Genomic DNA, 20925 nt, shown 5'->3' with positions numbered 1-20925 from the left:
TTGCTGTAAAACTACTCAATCTACAACTTTAGTAGTGTGAATTAAGGCGTTTTAGCTGGGTTACCGAACACTTTTTCAGCAGACTTCACATCTTTTACCACTACCGCGCCAGCCCCTACCAATACTCGCTCCTTAATGACAATTCCCTGAATAACACAAGAGCCAATTCCTAACATACTTTCGTCTCCCACACTCACCTCTCCGGCGAGATGAACACCTGGGCAAATATGTACACAATCACCTAACTGAACATCGTGATCAACTGAGCTATTATGATTTATAATATTACCGATACCTAAACTAACCCCTACACTTATTGTTGAATTAGCCATTACCACACTGCCCTCACCAAGTCGCGCCGAGGCACACACATAGGCTTTAGGGTGAATCAGTATCGGTAGTTTAAGGCCTAACCGTTGAAGCTGCTGTAAACGGCTCAAGCGTGTGGAATTATTGCCAATAGCAACGTGCACGGCGTAATCGGTATTGGTGGTAACAAAGGTGAGCATCTCAGCCCAACCACCAATCACTTGGCAACCTTCGGTTTCGCCAAGCTCTTGCCAGCACTCATCAAACAAACAAATAGTTTGATAACCCAACTGCTTAGCTAACTCAACCACAACTTTGGCGTGTCCTCCGGCTCCATAAATAGCTAATTTCATGATTCACTGTTCCCAGTAAATCTGCTCATGGTTGCCTCGCCCTCTGCGCTCACACCATCTCTCACAAACACCTTTTTCACGGTAAGTATCAGTATTTTGATATCTAAGATAAGGGAGCGATTATTAACGTACCAAACGTCCAGCTCAAATTTTTCCTGCCAGCTTAATGCATTACGACCATTAATTTGCGCCCAACCAGTTATCCCCGGTTTAACATCATGTCGCTTTGCCTGTTCAGGCGAGTACAGGGGTAAATATTCCATAAGCAATGGACGAGGCCCTACAAAGCTCATTTCACCTTTTACAATATTCCACAACTCTGGCAGTTCATCGGCGCTACTTGCTCGAAGTGCGCGGCCAAATGAGCCTAGTCGTTCTGCGTCGGAGAGTAAGTTACCTTGAGCATCTTTATCATCGCGCATGCTGCGAAACTTAATCATATTAAACGCTTTACCGTGTAATCCTGGGCGCAGCTGAGTGAAAAAAATCGGCTTACCGAGCTTTGAGGCTACCTGCCAGCAGAGCAACAAAAATAACGGAGACAATAACACCAACAAAATTGCCGCAGCGATCCGTTCAAAAAAGTAAAACACCTTGTCCTTAAACAACTAGCTCTCTCCATCCATGTATTGCAAGATTTGTTGATTAACCAAACGAACGTCGTAACGCTGCTCTGCAAGTTGACGGCTTTTAGCGGCTTGTTGAGTAAGCAGCTCAGGTTGCTCGAAATAACGTTTTAGTGCCTCGACTAATGAATCGATACTTTGCGGCTGCACGAGATAACCATTCAACCCTTCCGTCACGGTTTCTCTGCAGCCTGGCGCATCGGTGGTAACAATTGCTCGGCCACAACTCATTGCTTCCAAAACCGTTCGAGGCGTACCCTCACGGTAAGATGGCAGAACATAAACATGGCATTGAGCAATTAATCCAGCCACATCCTCTATTCGGCCGTGATACTTAACAGTACCTTCTTCAATCCAAGTATCTAAATCGGCTTGAGCTATCGCGCTCGGGTTATCATCAATCCAACCAGCCAAATGAAAAACACATTGGTAACCTTGCTGTTTAAGCTTTTGTGCAGCGCCAGCGTATTCTTCAACACCTTTATCTTTAAGCAGCCGAGCAATTAACAAAAAGTGTATTTGGGGCTGCTGGCGATCTATAGCGGGTAAACTTAGCAGTGGGAAACGCGCCAAATTAATCCCAGAGCCGTTAATTAGCTTGGTTTTTTGCTCTGGTACTAAGCCCTTATCAACAAACAGCTTACGGTCATCTGGGTTTTGAAAAAACACCCCGTTTGAGCAGGCTAAGCCTGATTTATACAAAAGACTAACCAGGGAATGCAGCACTTTTTGTTTAATTGTATTCTGCTGAGTAAATACGTAACCCAAGCCGGTAATCATCGAGTAAATACTTTTTACACCAGCGAAGCGAGCAGCAAGCGCTCCATAGATGACCGGCTTAATGGTATAAGCAAGCGTTTGCTGAGGTTTTAGTCTGCGAATTAAACGAAATAGCGACCACACACTGGCAGCATCTTTTATTGGATTTAAACCAGTACGCTGCAAGGTATAAACATGCGGGGTAATGCCCAATTCAACTAGGGCTTTTTTTTGCTCTAGAGAAAAGTCTGGCGCTGCAATATGTACTTCTTTCCCCTGCTGCTGCATCGCTTTAAGCAAATCACCACGAAAGCTTAAAATGGAATCAGCAAAGCTGGCGATTACAAGTACTCGGCTCATCTCTGTTGCTCCGCCCGTTGGTATGCTCCTAGGTAACGCTGACTAATATCACTTATAGAAAACTCAGCTAAAACCCTGGCCTGATTATCATAGGCCATTCTTTGTCGCTCAACGTGATTAAGGGCGATAATACTCTCAATTGCGATTTGCAAGTCTTTAGGAGTCTGCGGGGCCACTACCCACTCAGGTTTACTTAATATGAATGCCGCATCACCTACATCAGTAGTAATGCAAGGCAATGCATGGCTCATGGCTTCAACCAGTACATTAGGAAAACCTTCAGTTTTGGAAGGCAATACAAAAACATCTATATCTTGATAGAAGCTTGCCATATCACTTACTTCATCAAGCAACATGCATTGCTCTTTAGGAAATTCATAGCGTGTAAGCATTGCCTTTAGCTCGTCATTTTGATCATTAACGTCTCGGCCAGCAATTTTCAGATAAAGCGTAGCGTTTGCCCGACAAACAGGCGCAAGTGCTGCAATTAGGTTGGCGTAATCTTTAGCGGGGTGCCAACGCCCAGCCGCACCAATTACGCTGACAAATTGGGCTTGCACTCTTAATGAGTCAACTTGTTCAAACTGATAGCCATTTGCAATGAATTGCATCTTATCGGCAGGGTAACCATAAGCAATATGCTGCTGAACGCTGCGCTGACTACAGCAAATTATCTGCTGAGTTTTACGGGCAACTTGCCTACCTAACCACAGTGCGATACGGGTACTCACTTTTTCATCTTGGTATTTATCTAGCGAGTGATGAATCCCCATAAACAGAGGGAGTTTAGAGGAAAATAGTTGTTTATATAAGCCAGATATCGCATTAGCGTGATACATCCAACTTTGAATTAAAGATACATCATACTGTTTAACCAAGCGATGCAACTTAAACACAGCAAGTAACATACTCACTGGCCCCTTGGCGTTCAAGCTAACAAACTCTACCCTACTATCTTGTTTAATTAGCGAACGGTTCTTAATTGAAGCTTGCATCAATGCAACAATAACATGCTTATGCTGCGGCTGGTTATTAACCAAATTCGCTAACATTTTTTCAGCGCCACCGGTAAGGGCAAAGTTGGTAATAAAATGAAGTATTGTCACAATATATTCTCAAAAAATGGTACAAAGCCTTGGTTTTCTAATAACTTACTCTGGCTATTGCTTGGCGGATTAAGGATGAGCTTGGCTAATGCTTTAGCATCTCCTACCGGAAAATAGTTTTGTTCTGGTAATAACTCAATAGCACCTCCAGGACAGTCACTCGATATACAGCGAGCTCCTAAAAACTGTGCCTGAACTAAAGCATTTGGCATCCCCTCAACTAATGAACTCAAAACAAATGCCTGACAATGCTTCATATAATAAAATGGATTTTTTTCGAATCCCGCTAGGGATATCACATCGCTTAACCCTAGCTCTTGGACCAGCGCTTCAAGCTTTTCGCGCAAAGGGCCTTCCCCCAATATGATCAAGCGGGTTACTTGCTGCTTTTGACACAAAGCAATGGCTTTGATTAAGGTCTCGTAGTCTTTCTCTGGAACTAAGCGCCCCACTGCTAAAACATAAGGCTGTTCATCTGCCACCCATGGGTGTTCGCAGGGCGCTAGGGATTGATTATTCACCATATCTTTATCTAATGGGTTGGCCAATACTTGAATAACCCTATCCAGGTCGAAGTAATTGCTAACATCGCAAGCAACATACTTTGCCGGTGCAATCAAATAATCAGCTCTCCGATAAGCGTACTTGGCGCTATTTTTTACCCAAGCGCGTTTTAACCATGAAGATATACTTAGTAGGTTTGTAGAAGGACAAGATGCCTCTCTGGCAACCAACTTACACTTTACCCCACTCAAACGAATTGCCCACAACATCGAAAAAGCCAAATGGCTTTGCGAGCAAAACACCACTTTAGGTTTTATTTTTTTCAGTTGATTAGCCAACAAAGGAATGGCTTTTAAAGACGATGGTTGGCCCACAATGTGACAACTTAGCCTATCATCTAACTCTTGCCTAAAAGGACCTTGACCATTTAATGAAAGAAACTCAACAGACCAATACGAAGCCAATAAATTCGCTAAAGTAACAGCTAAGCGCTCCGCTCCTCCTTGGTGGAAGCTGGAGCTAAAGATAAGGATGTCGCAACCGTTACCTGGTAACTTAGCCAATGGGCTCATTGTTGTTCATTCCTTTGGTATTGATACATAGCGGCGGCGACCATTACTGCGATAAACATTAACCAGCTTCGGCTGTACCATACGTTTGAAGTAGAGAAAACCACACCTATATGCACTAGCATTAAACAGCCCCAAAGGCTGAAAGGATAAATACGAGTAAGATTAGCAAGACTGAACAATACAAGCAGAAGACCCAAGGCTGCTAATAAACCGGCTTCAGCACCTATATTAAGTAAGGTATTGTGAGCATTCACTTCACGTTGCGCATTGCCCTCTCGGCCAATTCCTAAAGGATTGGTCGCAATTATCTCTAAATATTCAAACACTACATCTAAACGAGAGGAATCTTTACTAACTAGCTCTTGCTGACTAGAAGGGGATAGTCGATCTAGTGCTCTTGAGTTGATGCTATCACCTAGGTTTGCTTGGAAAGCAACCAATACAAACAATAAACCAGAAATAACAAAGCCTAATTTAGCTCGAAAAGAGATCATTGAATAGAACCCCAAAATAACGAGGGTATATAGTAATAAGCCACTTCGAGAAGCAGTAGCCAATACGGTAAACAACGTAAATAAAACAACTAAAGACTCTTGCCAAGTAAAACCACTACGACTATTTCGACACAATAGTACTCCAGCCAATGAAAACACCAAGGCTCTTGCGCCATCATTAGCGTCCCCAGCAAACCCGGCTGCGCGATAATCCAAATTAGAAAAGGTGCCTGGATTAACAACATCTCCCCAAATTGAAGCGCAAGCAAGTATTAACGATATCCAACAAGCACGCTGTACCGTTGCCAAAGAAACTGTACTAAACCAATTGAATAGCACCATCAACCAGATTAAATGAAACCAAGGAAAAGCAGCATTAGACAAATTAACCGGTGGGCTAGCGATAAATGACAGACCGTAGCATGAGTTAACTAACAACATGCTAAGTAGCAACCATTGTGTTTTAGGGAATACGAGAAAGCGCTTATCAAATAATGCAAATAAAACCGATACACCGAGCATGCCAAGCAATGCCACATAAGAAAAACCGGGAATTAAACGGGTTAGATATAAATCCAACGCGGACAAGTGCATGGCAAACACTATCATTGAGAGCCAATTAAGTACCTGCCTAAAACTCACTATGCGTTACCCTTAAACAACAGGCCTTCCCATTTATCATAAATAATATCTGGGTGATAACGTTTATTAGATAAATAAGCAGCCTGCTCTCCCCACGCCAGCAACTCATTGTCAGGCAATTCGAAAATGCGCAGCAGCGCTTCACTTAGGGCTTTAACATCCTTAAGTGAAACCAATAAACCAGTAACTTCATGCTCAATGATATCTTCTGGGCCAAATAAGGTTTTATAACTCACTACCGGCAGACCCATTGCCTGCGCCTCAAGCAACGCCACAGGAAATCCCTCCCTATAAGAGCTCATAACAAATACGCTAGCTTGTTGCAGCTTTTCTTTTACTTTATTAGTTGGACCATGCATGGTTACACAGGACTCTAAACCTAATTTTACGATGAGCTCTGACAGCTGCTGCTGATATTCACCAGAACCGTAAATATCTAATGGCCATCGTTTGTCTTTAGGGGTGAGTGCCAGCGCGTGTAAAGTATCTTGTAAGCCTTTTTCCGGTGTTAGGCGGCCAATAAACACTAACTTCTTAGAGTTAACTTGCGCCTTAATTGGGGCTCCTAAAGTAGCAATAGCGGTGCTATTACCAATAACTTGGTAACCCTGTGGCCGCCAGTCTGCTAAGGCTTTTCTAATGGTGTCTGTTTGTAGTACTACTTCATCAAAACGAGCGTAGCAATAACGAGTGAGCCTTTGCCACAATGGGCCATGCCTTTCAATTAGAGGATTGCTCACTTCACCACAGTAAATCTCAACCCTTGTCCCTCTAGTAGCAAAAAAAGCTAAACACGCTAAACGATGAGTAAATACCATTAAACGCTCTACGCCATGGGACAATACATACCGCCTAATAGCTTTTATCGTAAGTATGTTCTCAATCAAGCCCGCACCTTTAAAGTGGAAGTGTTGCTGATGACGAAGTGGGTGAATAGCTAACTTAGGGCTTACCTCAAAAACAGGTGAACTAGTAAATAAAGTCGCTAAAGCAATATCATGATTGTTATCGGCAAATTGAGAGGCAAGTTCGCAAGCGACTCTCTCCGCACCGCCTTGAGCGAGACCAGGAACCAAAATAGTAAGTTTAGCCAAGGTGCTGGGTCCTTAATTTCCTATTAGAAGATGGAAGCAATATATCTCGCAGCAAATAGGCCAGTAGGCAGACAGAGACCAAATAAATAATGGATGTGGTTAAGGCAATGCCACTAAGCCCAAACCAACGGCTCATCAAGTAATCCAGAACAATGTTTAACAAAAATGCCATAAGATTTATCAGCAACATCATTTGAGCTTTACCTAAACTCACTACACATCGAGATAAGACCATGCCAAGCAAATATAGAGGCACAAGCAATGTATAAAGCTGAGCAATTCTCACCAATTCGTCAGCCTGTATGCGCTCAACTTCACTGCCTTTAAACATAAAAGGAATAACAAGAGGTAGGATGATATAAAGGGCCCCAGCAACACAAGTTCCTAGTACTGCCGCCAACCCAATAGCCTTAGTAAGCCGAGCCTTGAGTAAATCTTTACTTTCGATCCATTCAGCCATGTGTGGTATCAACATGCTACCGATGCTCATTGCCAATACGCTTTGAGCAACAGCGACAAATTTGTAGGCATTACCTAATACACTCACACTCCCCTCACTAAGTTGGCTAGCAAAGCCCAAATCGATCAAGGGTAAGGTTGCGAGAAGGCTTGAGCTTAAAACCAACCACAAAAACTCTTTAAATAATGGTTTAGTGCTATGTTTTGCACCTGTTGAGTAGAGTTCTCGACCTAATTGACTCAAATGCCAATGCTTAAATACTAAGATGAAGAAATGCAGCAGGTAAGCGAGTAAGAGAGCCAAGGCAATGTAAGAAATAGTGAGAGTTTTACCTGCTAGCATAACTACGATAACTACCGTTAGGCCGAAAGCCGGCATTATCAGTTGAGATGCCCCCAAAAAAGCTAACTGTTTTTTAGCGGTAAGTGATGCGATTAAAGGTGCCTGCAGTAAGCCAGCCGCGACGACCCCCACAAAGCTAAAGTAAACCAAAGGTTCAACTTGAGAAGGGCTATAAATAAACCGAGGTAAAATATATCCTGACAAAAACGCAAACAATATGGTTAGCACGACGGACAAGAGTGAAAACTGGCGGTAAAAATGGTTGAAATTGAATTGATGACGTTTTAGAAAAGAAGCCAGTAAACTATTCAAAGCTCCGGTTACAATACTGATAACAAACATCGCGATAGCAAATAACAATAAATAGCTATCTAACTGAGCATTAAAGCCTACTTCCCTAGCAAATAGAATATCTCGAAAAAAAGCTAAAGCTTTACCTAACACCGACAACATCGATAAAAGTAAACCCGTTAGCAGTAACTTCTTAAACACTTAGCTCTTCCATTACAGCAGCACTAACCTATATAGCTAGCTCAACTAAAATCCTTTTAGTTAATAGCGCCTTAGTACATTAATACTGCTACACTAACACTGATTGTTTTCACGCCCAAAGCAAAAAGTTGTTAAATACAGGTTAAAACGTCAAGTCGTGAAGCAACTACCAAAACTATGTATTTGGTACCAGGGCTAGGCATTAATATCAGCATTAGAAACTAAGATATTCAGCAATTTTCATGTAAAGCGATGAGAGACTCAATAATCAAGGAAGATTAATGACTAATTATTTTATGTTTATCAATCAACTCAAGCGGACTGTAATCGCTAGTGTGATTTTTGTCGGCTCACTTAATCTCATTAGCTGCGCTAATACTGCAGAAGGCGCTGGGACAGGTGCTTTGGCAGGCGCTGCTGGCGGGTTGGTCTCAGGCTTAATTTGGGGCGGCGATCCTTTGGAATCAGCCGCGAGAGGCGCAGCGGTAGGTGCAGCATCAGGCGCTGCAGTAGGGGCAGTGCAAGATGCTAAACAAAGCTCTGCAAAAGAAGCACCACAACAAACGACTGAAAACAGCTCCGGTCAACTACCAAGTAAAGAACAGCTTATTGCCGCTATTGGCGAACCAGCTGTTGATGGCATAGTTGCATTGGCTAAATGTGATTACTCTAGCGCGTTAAGTAAAGCTAAGTTATCCAAAGCCGCCAGCGAGCCACATTACCAAGAAGCAGGGGTGTGGCTAGAAGCGCTTAGCTATGCCGAAACAGGAGATGTTGATAAGTTAAATGCCAGTTATGCAGAGATTATCAAGCTGGACAAACAAGTGAGCAATGTACTAGAAGCCCAAACAGAGTTGTCAGAAAGCTTAAGTAAACTGAAACAGATTAGACTCGAGCACAATCTTCCAGAAAGCTGCTCGTAGTTTCAACTGGTACTTTAACAAGCTGAAATGAATAGCTCTAAGAGGGATAACTATGTAGCTAGCGCTTCAAGCCTAAAGCTAACTATAAACAAGAAAGCTGTCGAAGATTAAGTTCGATAAAGCACTTTAACAACATGCCAGCCGTGCTTAGTTTTAACTAAGTGCGGCACAAGTATTTCGCCACTAAAGCATACCTTGTCAAACTGCGGCACCATTTGTCCGCGCCGAAACTCACCTAAATCACCGCCCCGTTTTCCAGAGGGGCACTTAGAATGCTTTTTGGCTAAGGTTTGAAACTTGGCGCCTTTTTTAAGCTGAACCATAATGTCCTCAGCTTGTTCCTTGTGCTTAACCAAAATATGTAAAGCTGCTGCGGTTCTAGCCATAATTACTCCAAAGAAAAGGCGGATTATACTCTACCTCGCCGGCTGTTGAGCATAGCTCGAACAAAAAAGCCAAGGCGCATACCTTGGCTCTAGCTTCAGTACAAATCTGTAGACTTAATCACTACCAAACAGATCACGAGTATACACTTTGTCAGCGATATCTTTGATCTCGTCAACCATTCGATTTGCGATTACAACATCACAATCTTGTTTAAACGTTTCAAGATCACGATAAACCTTAGAATGGAAAAAGTCTTCTTCTTCCATCACCGGCTCGTAAATCACCACCTCAATACCTTTAGCTTTTATCCGCTTCATTATTCCCTGAATACTCGAAGCTCTGAAGTTATCCGAGCCCGACTTCATGATTAAGCGATACACCCCTACTCGTTTAGGGTTACGCTTTACTATTGATTCGGCAATAAAGTCTTTACGAGTAGTATTAGCATCAACAATCGCGCCAATAATGTTATTAGGTACATCTTTATAGTTGGCCAGTAACTGTTTAGTATCTTTTGGAAGACAGTAGCCACCATAACCAAAAGAAGGGTTGTTATAGTGATTACCAATGCGTGGGTCTAGGCCGACCCCTTCGATAATCTGGCGACTATCTAATCCATGGGTTTCTGCGTAAGTATCTAATTCATTAAAGTAAGCAACGCGCAGCGCTAAATAAGTATTAGCAAAAAGCTTAATGGCTTCTGCTTCAGTAGAGTCAGTTAGCAGTACATCAATGTTTTCTTTTACTGCCCCCTCGACCAATAAATCAGCAAACACTTGCGCACGTTCTGACTCTTCCCCCACCACTATACGTGAAGGGTGTAAGTTATCGTGCAGCGCCCTGCCCTCTCGCAAAAACTCAGGAGAGAAGATGATATTATCTACACCAAATTTTTCCCGAACCGATTTGGTGTATCCCACTGGCACGGTAGATTTAATTACCATCACCGCTTGCGGGTTAATCTCTAATACATCGGCAATCACCGCTTCCACCGATTTGGTATTAAAATAGTTAGTTTCAGGATCATAGTCTGTAGGCGTGGAAATGACCACGTAATCTGCACCTACATAAGCCTGCTTTTTATCGAGCGTAGCGGTAAAATTGAGAGTTCTATTTGTGAGAAAATCTTCGATTTCAGCATCAACTATAGGTGATCTTTTGTTGTTAAGTAAGGCAACTTTATCAGCAACGATATCTACAGCAACCACTTCGTGGTGCTGTGCTATCAACATAGAGTTGGACAGACCTACATAACCTGTACCAGCTACTGTTATTTTCATTAATTCTTCTCTGTAAGACTGGGCATAATAATGCTAATTAACTACTGTGACACTTTACAGCTTAAACATTTGCCCTACCATTAAAACATGATAACAACACGAGATAATGCGCTACGTAACTCACTCCCCCCTAAACCTCGAACTTACTAGCACAATCCATCACCGAGTATGCGGGGCACGGCACAGGTAGTGGATAATCTTCGGTTTTAATCACATTTAGCTTCACCGCGTTGGTCTACTTGTCTTGGGCTAAGCCTTCGGTCAAATTTGCTTGGGTAACCCCATGCCATTAGTGCCCCCACAATCGCGGTAACTGCTCCAAGCAGTTTGCCGCCCTTGGTTTGCTAACAACACCCCAAAATAAGAGCGACTTCCCCCTGCATAAGTGGGTCAGCAATCACATCTGGCTCGTATTACTCGCCATTTTTGCTAAGTATTTAAGTTCCTTTGCGTTAATTGTGCCGGCTAGCTCAAGCTTAATTTGCGCTTTATCTACTGATGTATGTGCTGCGGCATTCACAATAAAAGATCGTGCTATTTGGCTAAACCTTGTAAGTATGCGACTAACTGATCGTTTGCACCGGTAAGCAATACTATCATTGCGCGAATAGTTCCTGCATACTCCTATGCTTTTCTTTATTGGAGAGCTGAACGCCTTTAAGTGGCCATTCAATGCCTACCTCACTGTCACCCTAGGCTGAGTTGCGCTCATTACTCTAGTCTTAATAATCAGTCCACTTGCATTCAAAATCCGCCACGCCTCTAGTCTCCACAAAACCATGGACTAAGTCTAGCGACACCTAAAGCTAGCGCTTGCAGTCTTTAATCAGAATTGCTCTGGCCCAATTACCGAGGTTGGAAGAGTCAGGCCGAATAACTAAAACAGAATCAAACGCGGCTGCACACAACTTGCGTTGTGGCTTTGCTTTTATTTTGAAAATGTAAGCCGCGCAACACCCCAAGCCTAGAGCGAGAATGGTCTTGCACAAAGTCTAAGTCAATATTTAACAGCGTTTTATAACTCTAAGCTTGAAAGGTCTCTAAAAAAACCGCGCTCATCGCCAAACGCTTTAGGCTCGATGATTTTTACATCACTGATACAAGTATCTATAACATTCACTATGCGCGCTTTAATTCAATAACTGACTTAGCGTTTGAGCGCGCTTCTCGTCTAACAAGCGTTGTAAGTATTGTCCATAATCTGTCTTTATCAGGGCATCAGCCTGAGCTTGCAGCCCCTACTGACTCAGCCAACCTTGATTAAAAGCAATTTCTTCTATGCAGGCGACTTTTAAACCTTGGCGATGCTCAATAGTTTGAACGCCAGCAAGCCAAATGGAAAACCAGTTATCAAAAGACCGTGCGTAATACGCTCGACCGACACCTGATCCCAGAGTTTGGCAATGTGCTGGTGAGTGACATCAGCTTGTCTCAACTGGATTATTTTCGTAACCGCCTAACACAGCAAAAGGCGCGAGGTGGGCGCTCTACGCTGACCCGAAAACGCATTAATCACATTATTTGGCCGCTGGTTGCCATCATAAGCTTGGCCGCAGAAGAGTATCAGTTTGATTATCCATTTCGCCGCTACAAAGCCTTTAAGGAAGAGCCGGCCGAATCATCCATCACCGCTCACCCTTAAAGAAGTGCAGCAATTTTTGGCGCACGTGCCAGCGCTGTGGCGAGATTACTTTTTGGTGCGATTTTGGACTGGTATGCGAAGCTGTGAAGTACATGCCCTGCAGTGGCACCATATCGATTTTGAGCATCGGCTGATCAAAATCCGGCAAAACCTGGTGGCCGGAGAACTCGGCGACGTTAAAACCCCGAAATCACGCCGCGATCTCATCCTGTGTGATGCACTATATGATGCGTTTAAACGCCGACAAATGCGCAACAACGCTGATTCATCGTTTGTCTTTTGCCAAGCCAATGGCAACGGATTGGGTACCAAATTTGTCTCCCAACAATAATAGTACCCCACCCTCGCCAAAGCTAGCTTAAAACGTCGCCGCCCTTATGAGACAAGGCATACCGCCGCGGTATTGCACATCGCTGCGCAAGAAAACCCAGCCTACATTTCTCATATGCTCGGCCACAGTAATATGCTGCTACTGTTCGATGTATACGCTCCTTATGTAGCCAACGCATCGCGCATCGATGGCCAGGCATTCAATACATTGATGCAAGGAGAACTATTATGAGGTAAGCCTAACAGCTGAGGCGATAACTTCCTTGAAAAACGCCGGATCGGATAATCCCAAAATGACTGATCGGAATGCTCCGAAATATGCAGGGATGATCATAAGCTTCATCTCGACCAAAAAATTCTGGTTTTTGACCCGTCTCCTTATAGTGTCTAAAGTCTTTAGTCAAAGATTGAAGCTCACTTTCAGTAAGCGAATATCACTTTTACTGACAGCACTAACCATTGGCTGATATGAACGGTAAGCCCTTCACCGCAGTGGTCCGCCATTTGCTGGAGATTACGCTGAATATGTCCAAATCGAGAAGCGAAGAAGAACAATCTATGTGAATATGGCGACCAATGACGGGCGTCTCGTTATTTATCAATCAGTTGCTGGCGAACGGTTAAGATATGACTATCTAACCACTTACCTTACCCTTCAAACACGCCACGAAGTCACATCTGTGTAAATCCTATGAAAAACTCGTGAAACTATAAATCATTGACAAGAGTAACCAACCTTTGTGTTTTAGGTTCAATGTCGAAATGCTCTACTGCATAATTCCGAGATGTACATCGGTATCTATTTAGCTCGCCAACATTTAATAGAGACTGTGTAATTTTAGACAACTGGCTTGTATCACCATACTCCGCCAATAGACCATTAACGTTGTTTACAATGGCGTCACTCACACCCGGGACATTATACCCAACACATGGCAGACCAACTGAGTTAGCCTCCATAACACAAACGGGAAAACCTTCCCGTTTAGAAGGTAACAGCAGTACATGGCATCTAGTGTACCAACTCAGTACATCTTCCGTAAAACCGACAAAATTAATAGATTCACCAAACTCAACATTAAGTGCCTGAATTTGCGCTTCCGTTAACGACGACGGATTTCCTGGGTAAATATCACCAACTAAATTTAATTTTACCTTAATATCAACATTGAGAAGAAATCTAAGAACATCAATAGCATCGTTCACACCCTTATCTTTAATCAGCCTTCCAATATATAGCAATTCATAATGTACAACATCACAAACTTGTGGTTTTGGCGGAAAAACACTCACATCGACACCAATACCACCGGTAACCTCATCGCCTTCCAATCCGATAAGATGCCGCTCGGATTTATTACAAAACAAACGCGTTAATTGATTTTTAGTAAGAAGTAGCTTTACAATCGATTGCAAGAGCTTGCTGTTTGAGAACATACTACCTAGACCCTCAGTGTATACCACAGCTCTACTGTTAAAAGGTGTCAAAGAGAAAAAAACCGATAAAAAAGTGACCAGAAAATGACAAACAAAAATAGAACCGTTCAGCCTTTCACGTAAAACAAGAGAATTCATTTTAGCTATGCACCAAACTCTACTGCGAAGTCCTAGCATGTTTGGTAAACCATATACGAAAACCCCCAACCTTTCTAATTTTTGCTTTGAATAAGAATCGTCGTTTGGCGCAATTACAACCACCTCGCCATACTTTAGTAACTCTAAAATATAGTTACTCCTAAAAAGAAGAACCGTCTTAACTGAATTCTGAACAATTACGAATCGTTTGACTACATTACCCATATAAAACTAAAAACCCGAAGTTATGCCGTAAAGCTATTTTTTACAATTAAAAGCAATAATCAAACCGATCGCCGTCATAGGATAATAAACCGGATTAAAGGTAACCAAATAGAATGAAAAGTAGGCAAACAAATCAAACTTACCACGTAACAGAGAAAAAACTACAACCATAGTGAAAAAAAAGACTATCAAGCCTTGCTCTACTATTAGAGACAATAATCCAGAGGACAATCCTGAGCCGTAAATCTCTACCGAACTTCCCAACCCATTCCCAAACAATAAGCTATAAATATCAGAGCGCGACAACATCTCCACGCCGTTACCAATCCTAACACTTCTATCCCCAAAGGAACTGGCTTCCAAAAAACCACTACTAATAACGAACGCAACGAAAGAAACAACTATACCAACACCGGATAACAACAAAAAGCCCTTAACCAGGACAGATTTACTTTTCACGAAAAACATATAGGAGAGATAGAAAAGTAAAAACAAAATAAATGTTGAGGAAAATGTAAATAATCCACCTAATAAGTTTGAATATTTGAAAAAACCAACTCCATTTCTAGCATTTCCAGGTTCATCTAGATATGTAGAAAGCAGTACATTAAATCCGAAAAAATAAGCAATCATTCCTGGTTCAAATGCGTACCAAGACGATTTTGGAACCTTAATACCAAGGAAAGAATAATTGACAAAGTTCCCAATCAATGGGATGTGGCTATAATAATAATCAGCATCTCCAGGATTCTCTGATAATGGCGTTGGGTTGAAACTGAATATATCTAAATGAAAGATAAGAAACGAAATTGGTATGCATGCACCAATATAACTCCATAACCAAAGCCACGTAACTAAAAACTTACGATTCATCAAGTGTTGACGAGAGTACAAAAACAATGACAACAAAAATGCAAACTGAGCTGTGTTTTTTACTATAGTTCCAGAAACGTCCAGATTTTTAAAGCAATAAGCGAGTACAATACCAAAGTATGCAAAAATCAGAACCTTATAATCCCACCTTCCTTTAATAACATAAGAATAAAAAACAAAGAACAAAGGAACCACCAAAACCAATATTCTAAGACCGAAAGGAAGAAAAAATAGAAAAATAAATGGGTCTGATAACAATGCGTAAAGATAAGCAGAAAAAACCAAAATGGTTGCGCTGTAGTATTTAGACTTACTACTATTTAAAGCATTCATACTCGAAAACACATGATTTAATACTCCTAACAATAAGATCAGTACTTCAAGCTTTAAACCTGAGAAAAATCATGCGCAGAAAATGAGAACTGAGACTAAAAAAAACATACCTGAAGTCTTTTTTTTCGACAAATAGCAAAAAAGATGCCAATAACGACTTGGATAATAACATATAACGACTATCCTGCATACTTAGAGAATCTCCAAAACACCTATAGCTAACACATTTATCCTTCAAATGGAAAAAGACGCATTTATCATCACTGATAAGAGACAACCAAAGATAATAATCCTCGACACACTTCAAAAAACTCAACTCACTAAAACTAAAATCTTTGACCAATTCACGGCTGACAACCACCGACGAAGTTGTTATATCATTACGCACTAACAACTGCTTCAAGCCGTATTGACCATATTTAGATGGAAACAGTTTATCAATAAACCTATTCTTACGTTTAGAATCCTTATCAATTAGAAACCTAGATGTACAAGTGAAGTTGGAGGCATTTCTCTCCATGAAACCAATCTGGTTATCTAGCTTATCGCTTGACCAAACGTCATCAGAATCTAAGAATGCTATATATTTTCCATTAGAATTCTCCATACCAACATTTCGAGGCCTTGCCGGCCCACCCGAATTAGTTTCCAGAGTAACAATCTTCATATTAATCTGGTTGGAAAAGCCCTTCGCAACACTGACACTATTATCCGTAGAACCATTATCAACTAAAATCAGTTCATAATTACTATAACTTTGATTTAAAACACTCTCAATTGTCTCTTTGAGGTAGCCACCTGCATTGTACACAGGCATAACAATTGAAACTAAAGGTTCTAAATTCATTATTCACCACCTAACATCTTCAATATATTAATTGCTTCATAATATATTCGATCACTAAACTCCAAGTTTATTGTGTTTTTTAGTCTTTCGTTAGACACGACTAAATCTTTATAAACTGCCAGATCATTTTCATTTACTTGAATAGGGATAAAAACATCATGTAAATCTAAAAAAGCTTTTTGCACATACTCTGCAACGCTCATGACGCTGAAGCTCATACCGGAACTCAAATTGAATACCTTATCCTTTCTGGCACAGTCAGCCGATATCAGTTCGATAGCATTGCAAACATCTTGCATCCAAATAAAGTCTCTGCGAGCACGCCCGCTGCTAGAAAGAACTAATTTATTACTAGTTATTGCTTGACGACACAAATCATTTAAGAGCAAGTACCACTTATCAGTATGGCGGTCTACTGGGCAACCGTAACCATTTGTAAGACGTAAGATTGAATAGTCTAATTTAGATGTTGTACCATGCTTTTGGATGTACTTTTCTGCAAAATAGTGCGTTAAACCATAGTCATTAATAGGATTGACGGGTGTATTCTCTAAAATAACGCCATCATTGACACCGTAAACGTGAAAAGTACTAAGGTAAATTAACTTACCCACACCATTGACATTCAGTGCTTGGCAAAGATACTCCGTTCCTAGGCTATTAACTAATAGAGCTTTCTCTGCATACGCCTCATGGAAATGCTCGTTATAACTCGCAGCGTGTATACAAACATCAAAATAAATTGAGATAGCAGACTTCAATGAATCCAAATTCGTGATATCAGCAGAGGTAAAAGTGAAGTTTTCGTGATCAACCTGGATTTTTTGCTTGCGAGAAACAACAACAACATCGTGACCTTTCTCTAGAAAATATCTTGTCAGCCAAAGGCCAAGGTTACCTTGGCCTCCTGTAATCAATACCCTCATATTACTCCCAAATATAACCTATCTCGGATAATTCTTTATTTGTACTTTCATTAGGATCATGCTCAATATTAGCAATATTTAGCAGAATATTATCGCCACTTTCAACGCCTTGAAAAGCCACCCATAAATCCTTTGCAATTGTTAATCGATAATAATTATTGGGACCAAGAACAATCTCAAAAAACTCTCCGCAGGAGTCTGAAGTAGGCCTATCATCGAACACAACAAACTTTATCTTACCAACAGGAACGATTAAGTTCAGAACCATCTCTGAGTGTTTCTTCCAACCCTTAATTTCATTTGGTAACACATGAGAAAAATAAGCCTCTCCAAAACCATGAAACTGACCATCTGAATATTTCAAGGCATGGTATACATCCCCTTTTTCATTTCCGATTTGTTTCAACTTGGTAACTGCGACACCTTTGATCATATCAACAGCACCATTTAAGTTTTTTTAGGGCAGCTTCTTGCTGGTACTCTCTGATTTGTTTTGTTGTATAATCCAGCATATCCTCTTTCTCTTTATAAAATGTATAATACCATTCGCTAACAAATTTGATGCATTGATGATAATTTAAATTAGCTTCCCATTTTAGATTGAACAACGCCTTATCACAGTTAAGCTTGAGCAAACCAGCCTCATGAAAAGGTATGTTATCTGTGACATCATAGGCATCGCTTGTCTTTTCAAAATTCCAAAAGTTGCTTAAGTCATACAGCAGCTCTTTTACTGTATGATTTTGCTCTGCACGAGGCCCAAAATTGAACTGTTGCCCATGTATATTTGCGTTCTCTACGAGTCCTTGACCTAATGAAAGGTACCCACTGAGTGGCTCTAGAACGTGCTGCCATGGACGCGTCGCTTCGGGGCAACGAATTTCAACTTTATCCCCAACACTCCAAGCGCGCATGCAGTCCGCAACTATTCGGTCTGCAGCCCAATCACCACCACCAATTACATTTCCAGCGCGGCCTGTTGCTAGTTTGATATTACAATTTGAATCAGAGAAGAACGACTCTTGGTAAGAATGAAAAATCACCTCCGCAGCACCTTTTGAACCACTATAAATATCCTTGCCACCTAAATGATCAGTTTCTTTATAACCCCAAATCCATTCAACATTTTCGTAACACTTATCGCTTGTGATAATAATTGCATGACAAGTATGCTTATAATTCCTAAGTATCTCTAGAATGTTAGCAGTACCCATCACGTTAGTAGAAATTGTTTCAATAGGATTTTTATAAGACTCTGAAACAATAGGTTGGGCCGCTAAATGAAATATAAAATCAGGTTCATAATCATTAATAATTGCGGACACCTCCTCCAATTCTCTTATATCAAGAATACAGTGTTGGATTTTGTGTTCTAGTCCCAACTCTTCAAACATTGCCGGTTTTGTTGGTATATCCTTAGATACACCACAAACGTGAGCACCAAGTTCGAGCAACCATGTAGTTAACCAAGTCCCTTTGAAGCCAGTATGCCCTGTGACCAGTACTTTCTTATCTTTATAAACATTATTGAACATCATATCACCATGTCTTCCATTTTGCTTCGCCACTATCGAACATTTCATTCAGCTGTTTTTTATCGTTGAGCGAATCCATACACTTCCAGAAACCATTATGCTTATATGTCATCAATTCACTATTTAATGCAAGCTTCTGTAGCGGTTCTTGCTCAAATACAGTTTCATCTCCATCCCTGATGTATTCAAACACACTTGGTTCGCACACAAAAAAACCACCGTTGACCCATGCACCATCACCTTTAGGTTTCTCAAGGAAGTTAATAACCTTATCTTGAGATAGTTCAAGTGCACCAAAGCGTCCCTCAGGTTGTACAGAAGTCATAGTGATGGCATGGCCATGATTGTTATGAAATTTAACCAAGTCACTAATGTTTACATCCGATACGCCATCACCATAAGTAAGCATGAACGGCTTGTCACCAACAAGGGCTTCTGCGCGTTTGATCCTTCCACCAGTCATCGTATTCAACCCGGTATCTAACAGCGTGACACTCCAAGGTTCAGAAGAATTTTTATGGATATTCATTTCGTTAGTTGACAGGTCGATTGTCACGTCACTTTGATGTAGAAAATAATTGGCGAAGTACTCCTTGATGAAATACCCCTTATAACCCAGCAACACGACAAAATCATTAAACCCGTGCTGTGAGTACATCTTCATAATGTGCCACAAAATAGGCTTCCCACCGATCTCAACCATTGGTTTTGGCCTTAAGCCTGTTTCTTCACTTAGTCTTGTACCAAAACCACCCGCTAAAATTAGCACCTTCATAACTACCTCACCATCCAATTATGTTTTTATAATTCTGAGCCATTACACTAGCTGTGTACTTACGTTGAAAGCTAATGTAAGCGTTATTCGTCAATAACTTACGATATGATTCGTTTTCCAAAATTTTTGAAATAGAATCAACTAATTCATCTACGTTTCCATAAGAAACCAACAGTCCATCTTTTTCATGTTCAATAACTTCTTTCATACCACCGACACGAGTAGCGATAACTGGTGTATCTAAAGACATCGCCTCGATAATTGTAAGCCCAAACGATTCATTTTCTTTTGACGGAACAACTAACAAGTCACACGCTTGAATAATAGAATGGCTGTCATCTCTAAACCCCAAAAAGAAAATATTTTCAATCCCAGAAGACAACTCCCGTAGCCTTCTTTGTTCCTCTTGGGTACCGGAACCACAAACTAGTAAACAATATTGTGGTAGTTTGGCCATTGCCGAAAACAAAAACTCATGGCCTTTCCGTTCTTCAAAAGTTCCCAACATCACAATGCTTTGACAAGACCCAGGTCTAAATCTGTTTTCAGCCAAGCCACCAAATTTAAAACTAGAGTCAACGCGAGGAGCTTGAATCCCATTATACACAACCTTAACAATAGAATTCGAAACACCTTTTCTTACCAGCATTGATTTAGCGCAGTCATTTGATACGGTTATAAAACCCTCTACACAAAAGTCGATCAGCCAATCGAAAAAGCGCTGAAACAGTCCAATGCCGTATCTATAAGGTCGCGCATTATTATGAAAGTTGTACCAACACTTTTTGCGCTTAACAATAAACCAAGCAAGAATCGCCACATTACAACTATCGCCGCCAGGAAAGCCTCCATTTACAATCATTAACTCGGAAAACTTTGAATTCCTTATAAATAAAAGTAATAGTTGAAAGAAAATTATCGGATATGCGACTAAAAGCAAACAGCCTTTAACAGCCATTTTCAACTTTGGGTTACGAAATAAATCTAAAGACCGCCACTTATGCCTAGAGAAAATATTTATCAACTCAACCCTATCACCAAACTTGTCTTTTAAATCCGGTGCACCCTCATGAGATTCATTGATAACCAAAAAACAATTACCATCAAGCTCGTTCATCAGATTTGTTAAAAAAGTGTCTAATCCACCCTTTCGATAATTTT

At 41.1% G+C, this 20925-nt stretch carries 23 protein-coding genes; 3 read left to right on the top strand and 20 right to left on the bottom strand.

The window, feature by feature from the left end; translation table 11 throughout:
* Nucleotides 1-41 precede the first annotated feature (41 nt).
* From OV592_RS08370 to OV592_RS08335, 8 genes are read right to left on the bottom strand one after another with little or no spacing between them, the layout of a single operon-like run.
* A complete protein-coding gene (locus tag OV592_RS08370; protein ID WP_406611074.1) occupies nucleotides 42-662 on the bottom strand; it encodes an acetyltransferase in 621 nt (206 codons plus the stop codon).
* The gene (locus OV592_RS08365) at nucleotides 659-1270 is read right to left on the bottom strand and encodes a sugar transferase (protein ID WP_406611073.1); all 612 of its coding nucleotides are present in this window, start codon (nucleotides 1268-1270) and stop codon (nucleotides 659-661) included. Before OV592_RS08365 ends, OV592_RS08370 begins: the two co-directional genes overlap by 4 nt.
* The gene (locus tag OV592_RS08360; protein WP_406611072.1) at nucleotides 1271-2407 is read right to left on the bottom strand and encodes a glycosyltransferase family 4 protein; all 1137 of its coding nucleotides are present in this window, start codon (nucleotides 2405-2407) and stop codon (nucleotides 1271-1273) included.
* The gene (locus OV592_RS08355; protein WP_406611071.1) at nucleotides 2404-3513 is read right to left on the bottom strand and encodes a glycosyltransferase; all 1110 of its coding nucleotides are present in this window, start codon (nucleotides 3511-3513) and stop codon (nucleotides 2404-2406) included. The genes OV592_RS08360 and OV592_RS08355 overlap by 4 nt, the downstream gene beginning before the upstream one ends.
* Nucleotides 3510-4589, bottom strand: coding sequence for a glycosyltransferase (locus OV592_RS08350; RefSeq protein ID WP_406611070.1), 1080 nt, complete (start codon nucleotides 4587-4589; stop codon nucleotides 3510-3512). The genes OV592_RS08355 and OV592_RS08350 overlap by 4 nt, the downstream gene beginning before the upstream one ends.
* Nucleotides 4586-5725: an O-antigen ligase family protein gene (locus OV592_RS08345; protein WP_406611069.1), complete on the bottom strand. Its 1140-nt coding sequence runs from the start codon at nucleotides 5723-5725 to the stop codon at nucleotides 4586-4588. The genes OV592_RS08350 and OV592_RS08345 overlap by 4 nt, the downstream gene beginning before the upstream one ends.
* Nucleotides 5725-6819, bottom strand: coding sequence for a glycosyltransferase (locus tag OV592_RS08340; protein ID WP_406611068.1), 1095 nt, complete (start codon nucleotides 6817-6819; stop codon nucleotides 5725-5727). Before OV592_RS08340 ends, OV592_RS08345 begins: the two co-directional genes overlap by 1 nt.
* Nucleotides 6812-8113: a lipid II flippase MurJ gene (locus tag OV592_RS08335; RefSeq protein WP_406611067.1), complete on the bottom strand. Its 1302-nt coding sequence runs from the start codon at nucleotides 8111-8113 to the stop codon at nucleotides 6812-6814. The genes OV592_RS08340 and OV592_RS08335 overlap by 8 nt, the downstream gene beginning before the upstream one ends.
* Nucleotides 8114-8394: 281 nt before the next feature.
* On the opposite strand from OV592_RS08335, the gene OV592_RS08330 reads away from it, so the two are divergent.
* Entirely contained in the window at nucleotides 8395-9036 is a 642-nt protein-coding gene (locus OV592_RS08330) for a glycine zipper family protein (RefSeq protein ID WP_406611066.1), read from the top strand.
* Between the two features lie 107 nt (nucleotides 9037-9143).
* Here the strand turns inward: OV592_RS08330 and ppiC are convergent, their stop codons facing one another.
* The 4 genes from ppiC to OV592_RS08310 form a co-directional block, all read right to left on the bottom strand.
* On the bottom strand, nucleotides 9144-9422 hold the full coding sequence (gene ppiC, locus OV592_RS08325; RefSeq protein WP_406611065.1) for a peptidylprolyl isomerase PpiC: 279 nt from the start codon (nucleotides 9420-9422) through the stop codon (nucleotides 9144-9146).
* Between the two features lie 114 nt (nucleotides 9423-9536).
* A complete protein-coding gene (locus OV592_RS08320) occupies nucleotides 9537-10703 on the bottom strand; it encodes a nucleotide sugar dehydrogenase (protein WP_406611064.1) in 1167 nt (388 codons plus the stop codon).
* A gap of 397 nt (nucleotides 10704-11100) precedes the next feature.
* Nucleotides 11101-11376, bottom strand: coding sequence for a sugar nucleotide-binding protein (locus OV592_RS08315; protein ID WP_406611063.1), 276 nt, complete (start codon nucleotides 11374-11376; stop codon nucleotides 11101-11103).
* A 215-nt stretch (nucleotides 11377-11591) separates the two neighbouring features.
* On the bottom strand, nucleotides 11592-11660 hold the full coding sequence (locus tag OV592_RS08310) for a hypothetical protein (RefSeq protein WP_406611420.1): 69 nt from the start codon (nucleotides 11658-11660) through the stop codon (nucleotides 11592-11594).
* Nucleotides 11661-12063: 403 nt separating this feature from the next.
* On the opposite strand from OV592_RS08310, the gene OV592_RS08305 reads away from it, so the two are divergent.
* Together OV592_RS08305 and OV592_RS08300 are read left to right on the top strand one after the other, a co-directional pair.
* Nucleotides 12064-12345, top strand: coding sequence for a hypothetical protein (locus OV592_RS08305; protein ID WP_406611062.1), 282 nt, complete (start codon nucleotides 12064-12066; stop codon nucleotides 12343-12345).
* 25 nt (nucleotides 12346-12370) lie between these two features.
* Nucleotides 12371-12676: a tyrosine-type recombinase/integrase gene (locus OV592_RS08300; protein WP_406611419.1), complete on the top strand. Its 306-nt coding sequence runs from the start codon at nucleotides 12371-12373 to the stop codon at nucleotides 12674-12676.
* Between the two features lie 707 nt (nucleotides 12677-13383).
* Here OV592_RS08300 and OV592_RS08295 read toward each other — a convergent pair.
* From OV592_RS08295 to OV592_RS08260, 8 genes are all read right to left on the bottom strand, one after another.
* Nucleotides 13384-14373 carry a glycosyltransferase gene (locus tag OV592_RS08295; protein ID WP_406611061.1) on the bottom strand — a complete coding sequence of 330 codons (990 nt, stop codon included), beginning with the start codon at nucleotides 14371-14373 and terminating at the stop codon, nucleotides 13384-13386.
* Nucleotides 14374-14508: 135 nt separating this feature from the next.
* A complete protein-coding gene (locus OV592_RS08290) occupies nucleotides 14509-15714 on the bottom strand; it encodes a hypothetical protein (RefSeq protein ID WP_406611060.1) in 1206 nt (401 codons plus the stop codon).
* Between the two features lie 13 nt (nucleotides 15715-15727).
* Nucleotides 15728-16528: a glycosyltransferase family 2 protein gene (locus OV592_RS08285; RefSeq protein ID WP_406611059.1), complete on the bottom strand. Its 801-nt coding sequence runs from the start codon at nucleotides 16526-16528 to the stop codon at nucleotides 15728-15730.
* A complete protein-coding gene (locus OV592_RS08280) occupies nucleotides 16528-17454 on the bottom strand; it encodes an NAD-dependent epimerase/dehydratase family protein (RefSeq protein ID WP_406611058.1) in 927 nt (308 codons plus the stop codon). Before OV592_RS08280 ends, OV592_RS08285 begins: the two co-directional genes overlap by 1 nt.
* 1 nt (nucleotide 17455) lies before the next feature.
* A complete protein-coding gene (locus OV592_RS08275; protein ID WP_406611057.1) occupies nucleotides 17456-17887 on the bottom strand; it encodes a dTDP-4-dehydrorhamnose 3,5-epimerase in 432 nt (143 codons plus the stop codon).
* Between the two features lies 1 nt (nucleotide 17888).
* Entirely contained in the window at nucleotides 17889-19022 is a 1134-nt protein-coding gene (gene rfbG / locus OV592_RS08270) for a CDP-glucose 4,6-dehydratase (protein WP_406611056.1), read from the bottom strand.
* Nucleotides 18994-19764: a glucose-1-phosphate cytidylyltransferase gene (gene rfbF / locus OV592_RS08265; protein WP_406611055.1), complete on the bottom strand. Its 771-nt coding sequence runs from the start codon at nucleotides 19762-19764 to the stop codon at nucleotides 18994-18996. The genes rfbG and rfbF overlap by 29 nt, the downstream gene beginning before the upstream one ends.
* Before the next feature lie 7 nt (nucleotides 19765-19771).
* Nucleotides 19772-20881 (bottom strand): glycosyltransferase family 4 protein, encoded by a 1110-nt coding sequence (locus OV592_RS08260; protein WP_406611054.1) that lies wholly within the window; start codon nucleotides 20879-20881, stop codon nucleotides 19772-19774.
* Between the last annotated feature and the right edge of the window lie 44 nt (nucleotides 20882-20925).

This window comes from Agarivorans sp. JK6 (assembly GCF_045277145.1).
In the GTDB taxonomy this organism is placed as follows: Bacteria; Pseudomonadota; Gammaproteobacteria; order Enterobacterales; family Celerinatantimonadaceae; genus Agarivorans; species Agarivorans albus.
Note: the sequence above shows the minus strand (reverse complement) of the source record. Positions and strands in the feature narration are given on the sequence as shown.

Coding starts and splice junctions, on each gene's coding strand:
- OV592_RS08280 (WP_406611058.1), bottom strand. CDS start 17,454: ATGAGGGTATTGATTACAGGAGGCCAAGGTAACCTTGGCCTTTGGCTG.
- OV592_RS08360 (WP_406611072.1), bottom strand. CDS start 2,407: ATGAGCCGAGTACTTGTAATCGCCAGCTTTGCTGATTCCATTTTAAGC.
- OV592_RS08350 (WP_406611070.1), bottom strand. CDS start 4,589: ATGAGCCCATTGGCTAAGTTACCAGGTAACGGTTGCGACATCCTTATC.
- OV592_RS08330 (WP_406611066.1), top strand. CDS start 8,395: ATGACTAATTATTTTATGTTTATCAATCAACTCAAGCGGACTGTAATC.
- OV592_RS08370 (WP_406611074.1), bottom strand. CDS start 662: ATGAAATTAGCTATTTATGGAGCCGGAGGACACGCCAAAGTTGTGGTT.
- OV592_RS08275 (WP_406611057.1), bottom strand. CDS start 17,887: ATGATCAAAGGTGTCGCAGTTACCAAGTTGAAACAAATCGGAAATGAA.
- rfbF (WP_406611055.1), bottom strand. CDS start 19,764: ATGAAGGTGCTAATTTTAGCGGGTGGTTTTGGTACAAGACTAAGTGAA.
- OV592_RS08260 (WP_406611054.1), bottom strand. CDS start 20,881: ATGAACGAGCTTGATGGTAATTGTTTTTTGGTTATCAATGAATCTCAT.
- OV592_RS08320 (WP_406611064.1), bottom strand. CDS start 10,703: ATGAAAATAACAGTAGCTGGTACAGGTTATGTAGGTCTGTCCAACTCT.
- OV592_RS08285 (WP_406611059.1), bottom strand. CDS start 16,528: ATGAATTTAGAACCTTTAGTTTCAATTGTTATGCCTGTGTACAATGCA.
- ppiC (WP_406611065.1), bottom strand. CDS start 9,422: ATGGCTAGAACCGCAGCAGCTTTACATATTTTGGTTAAGCACAAGGAA.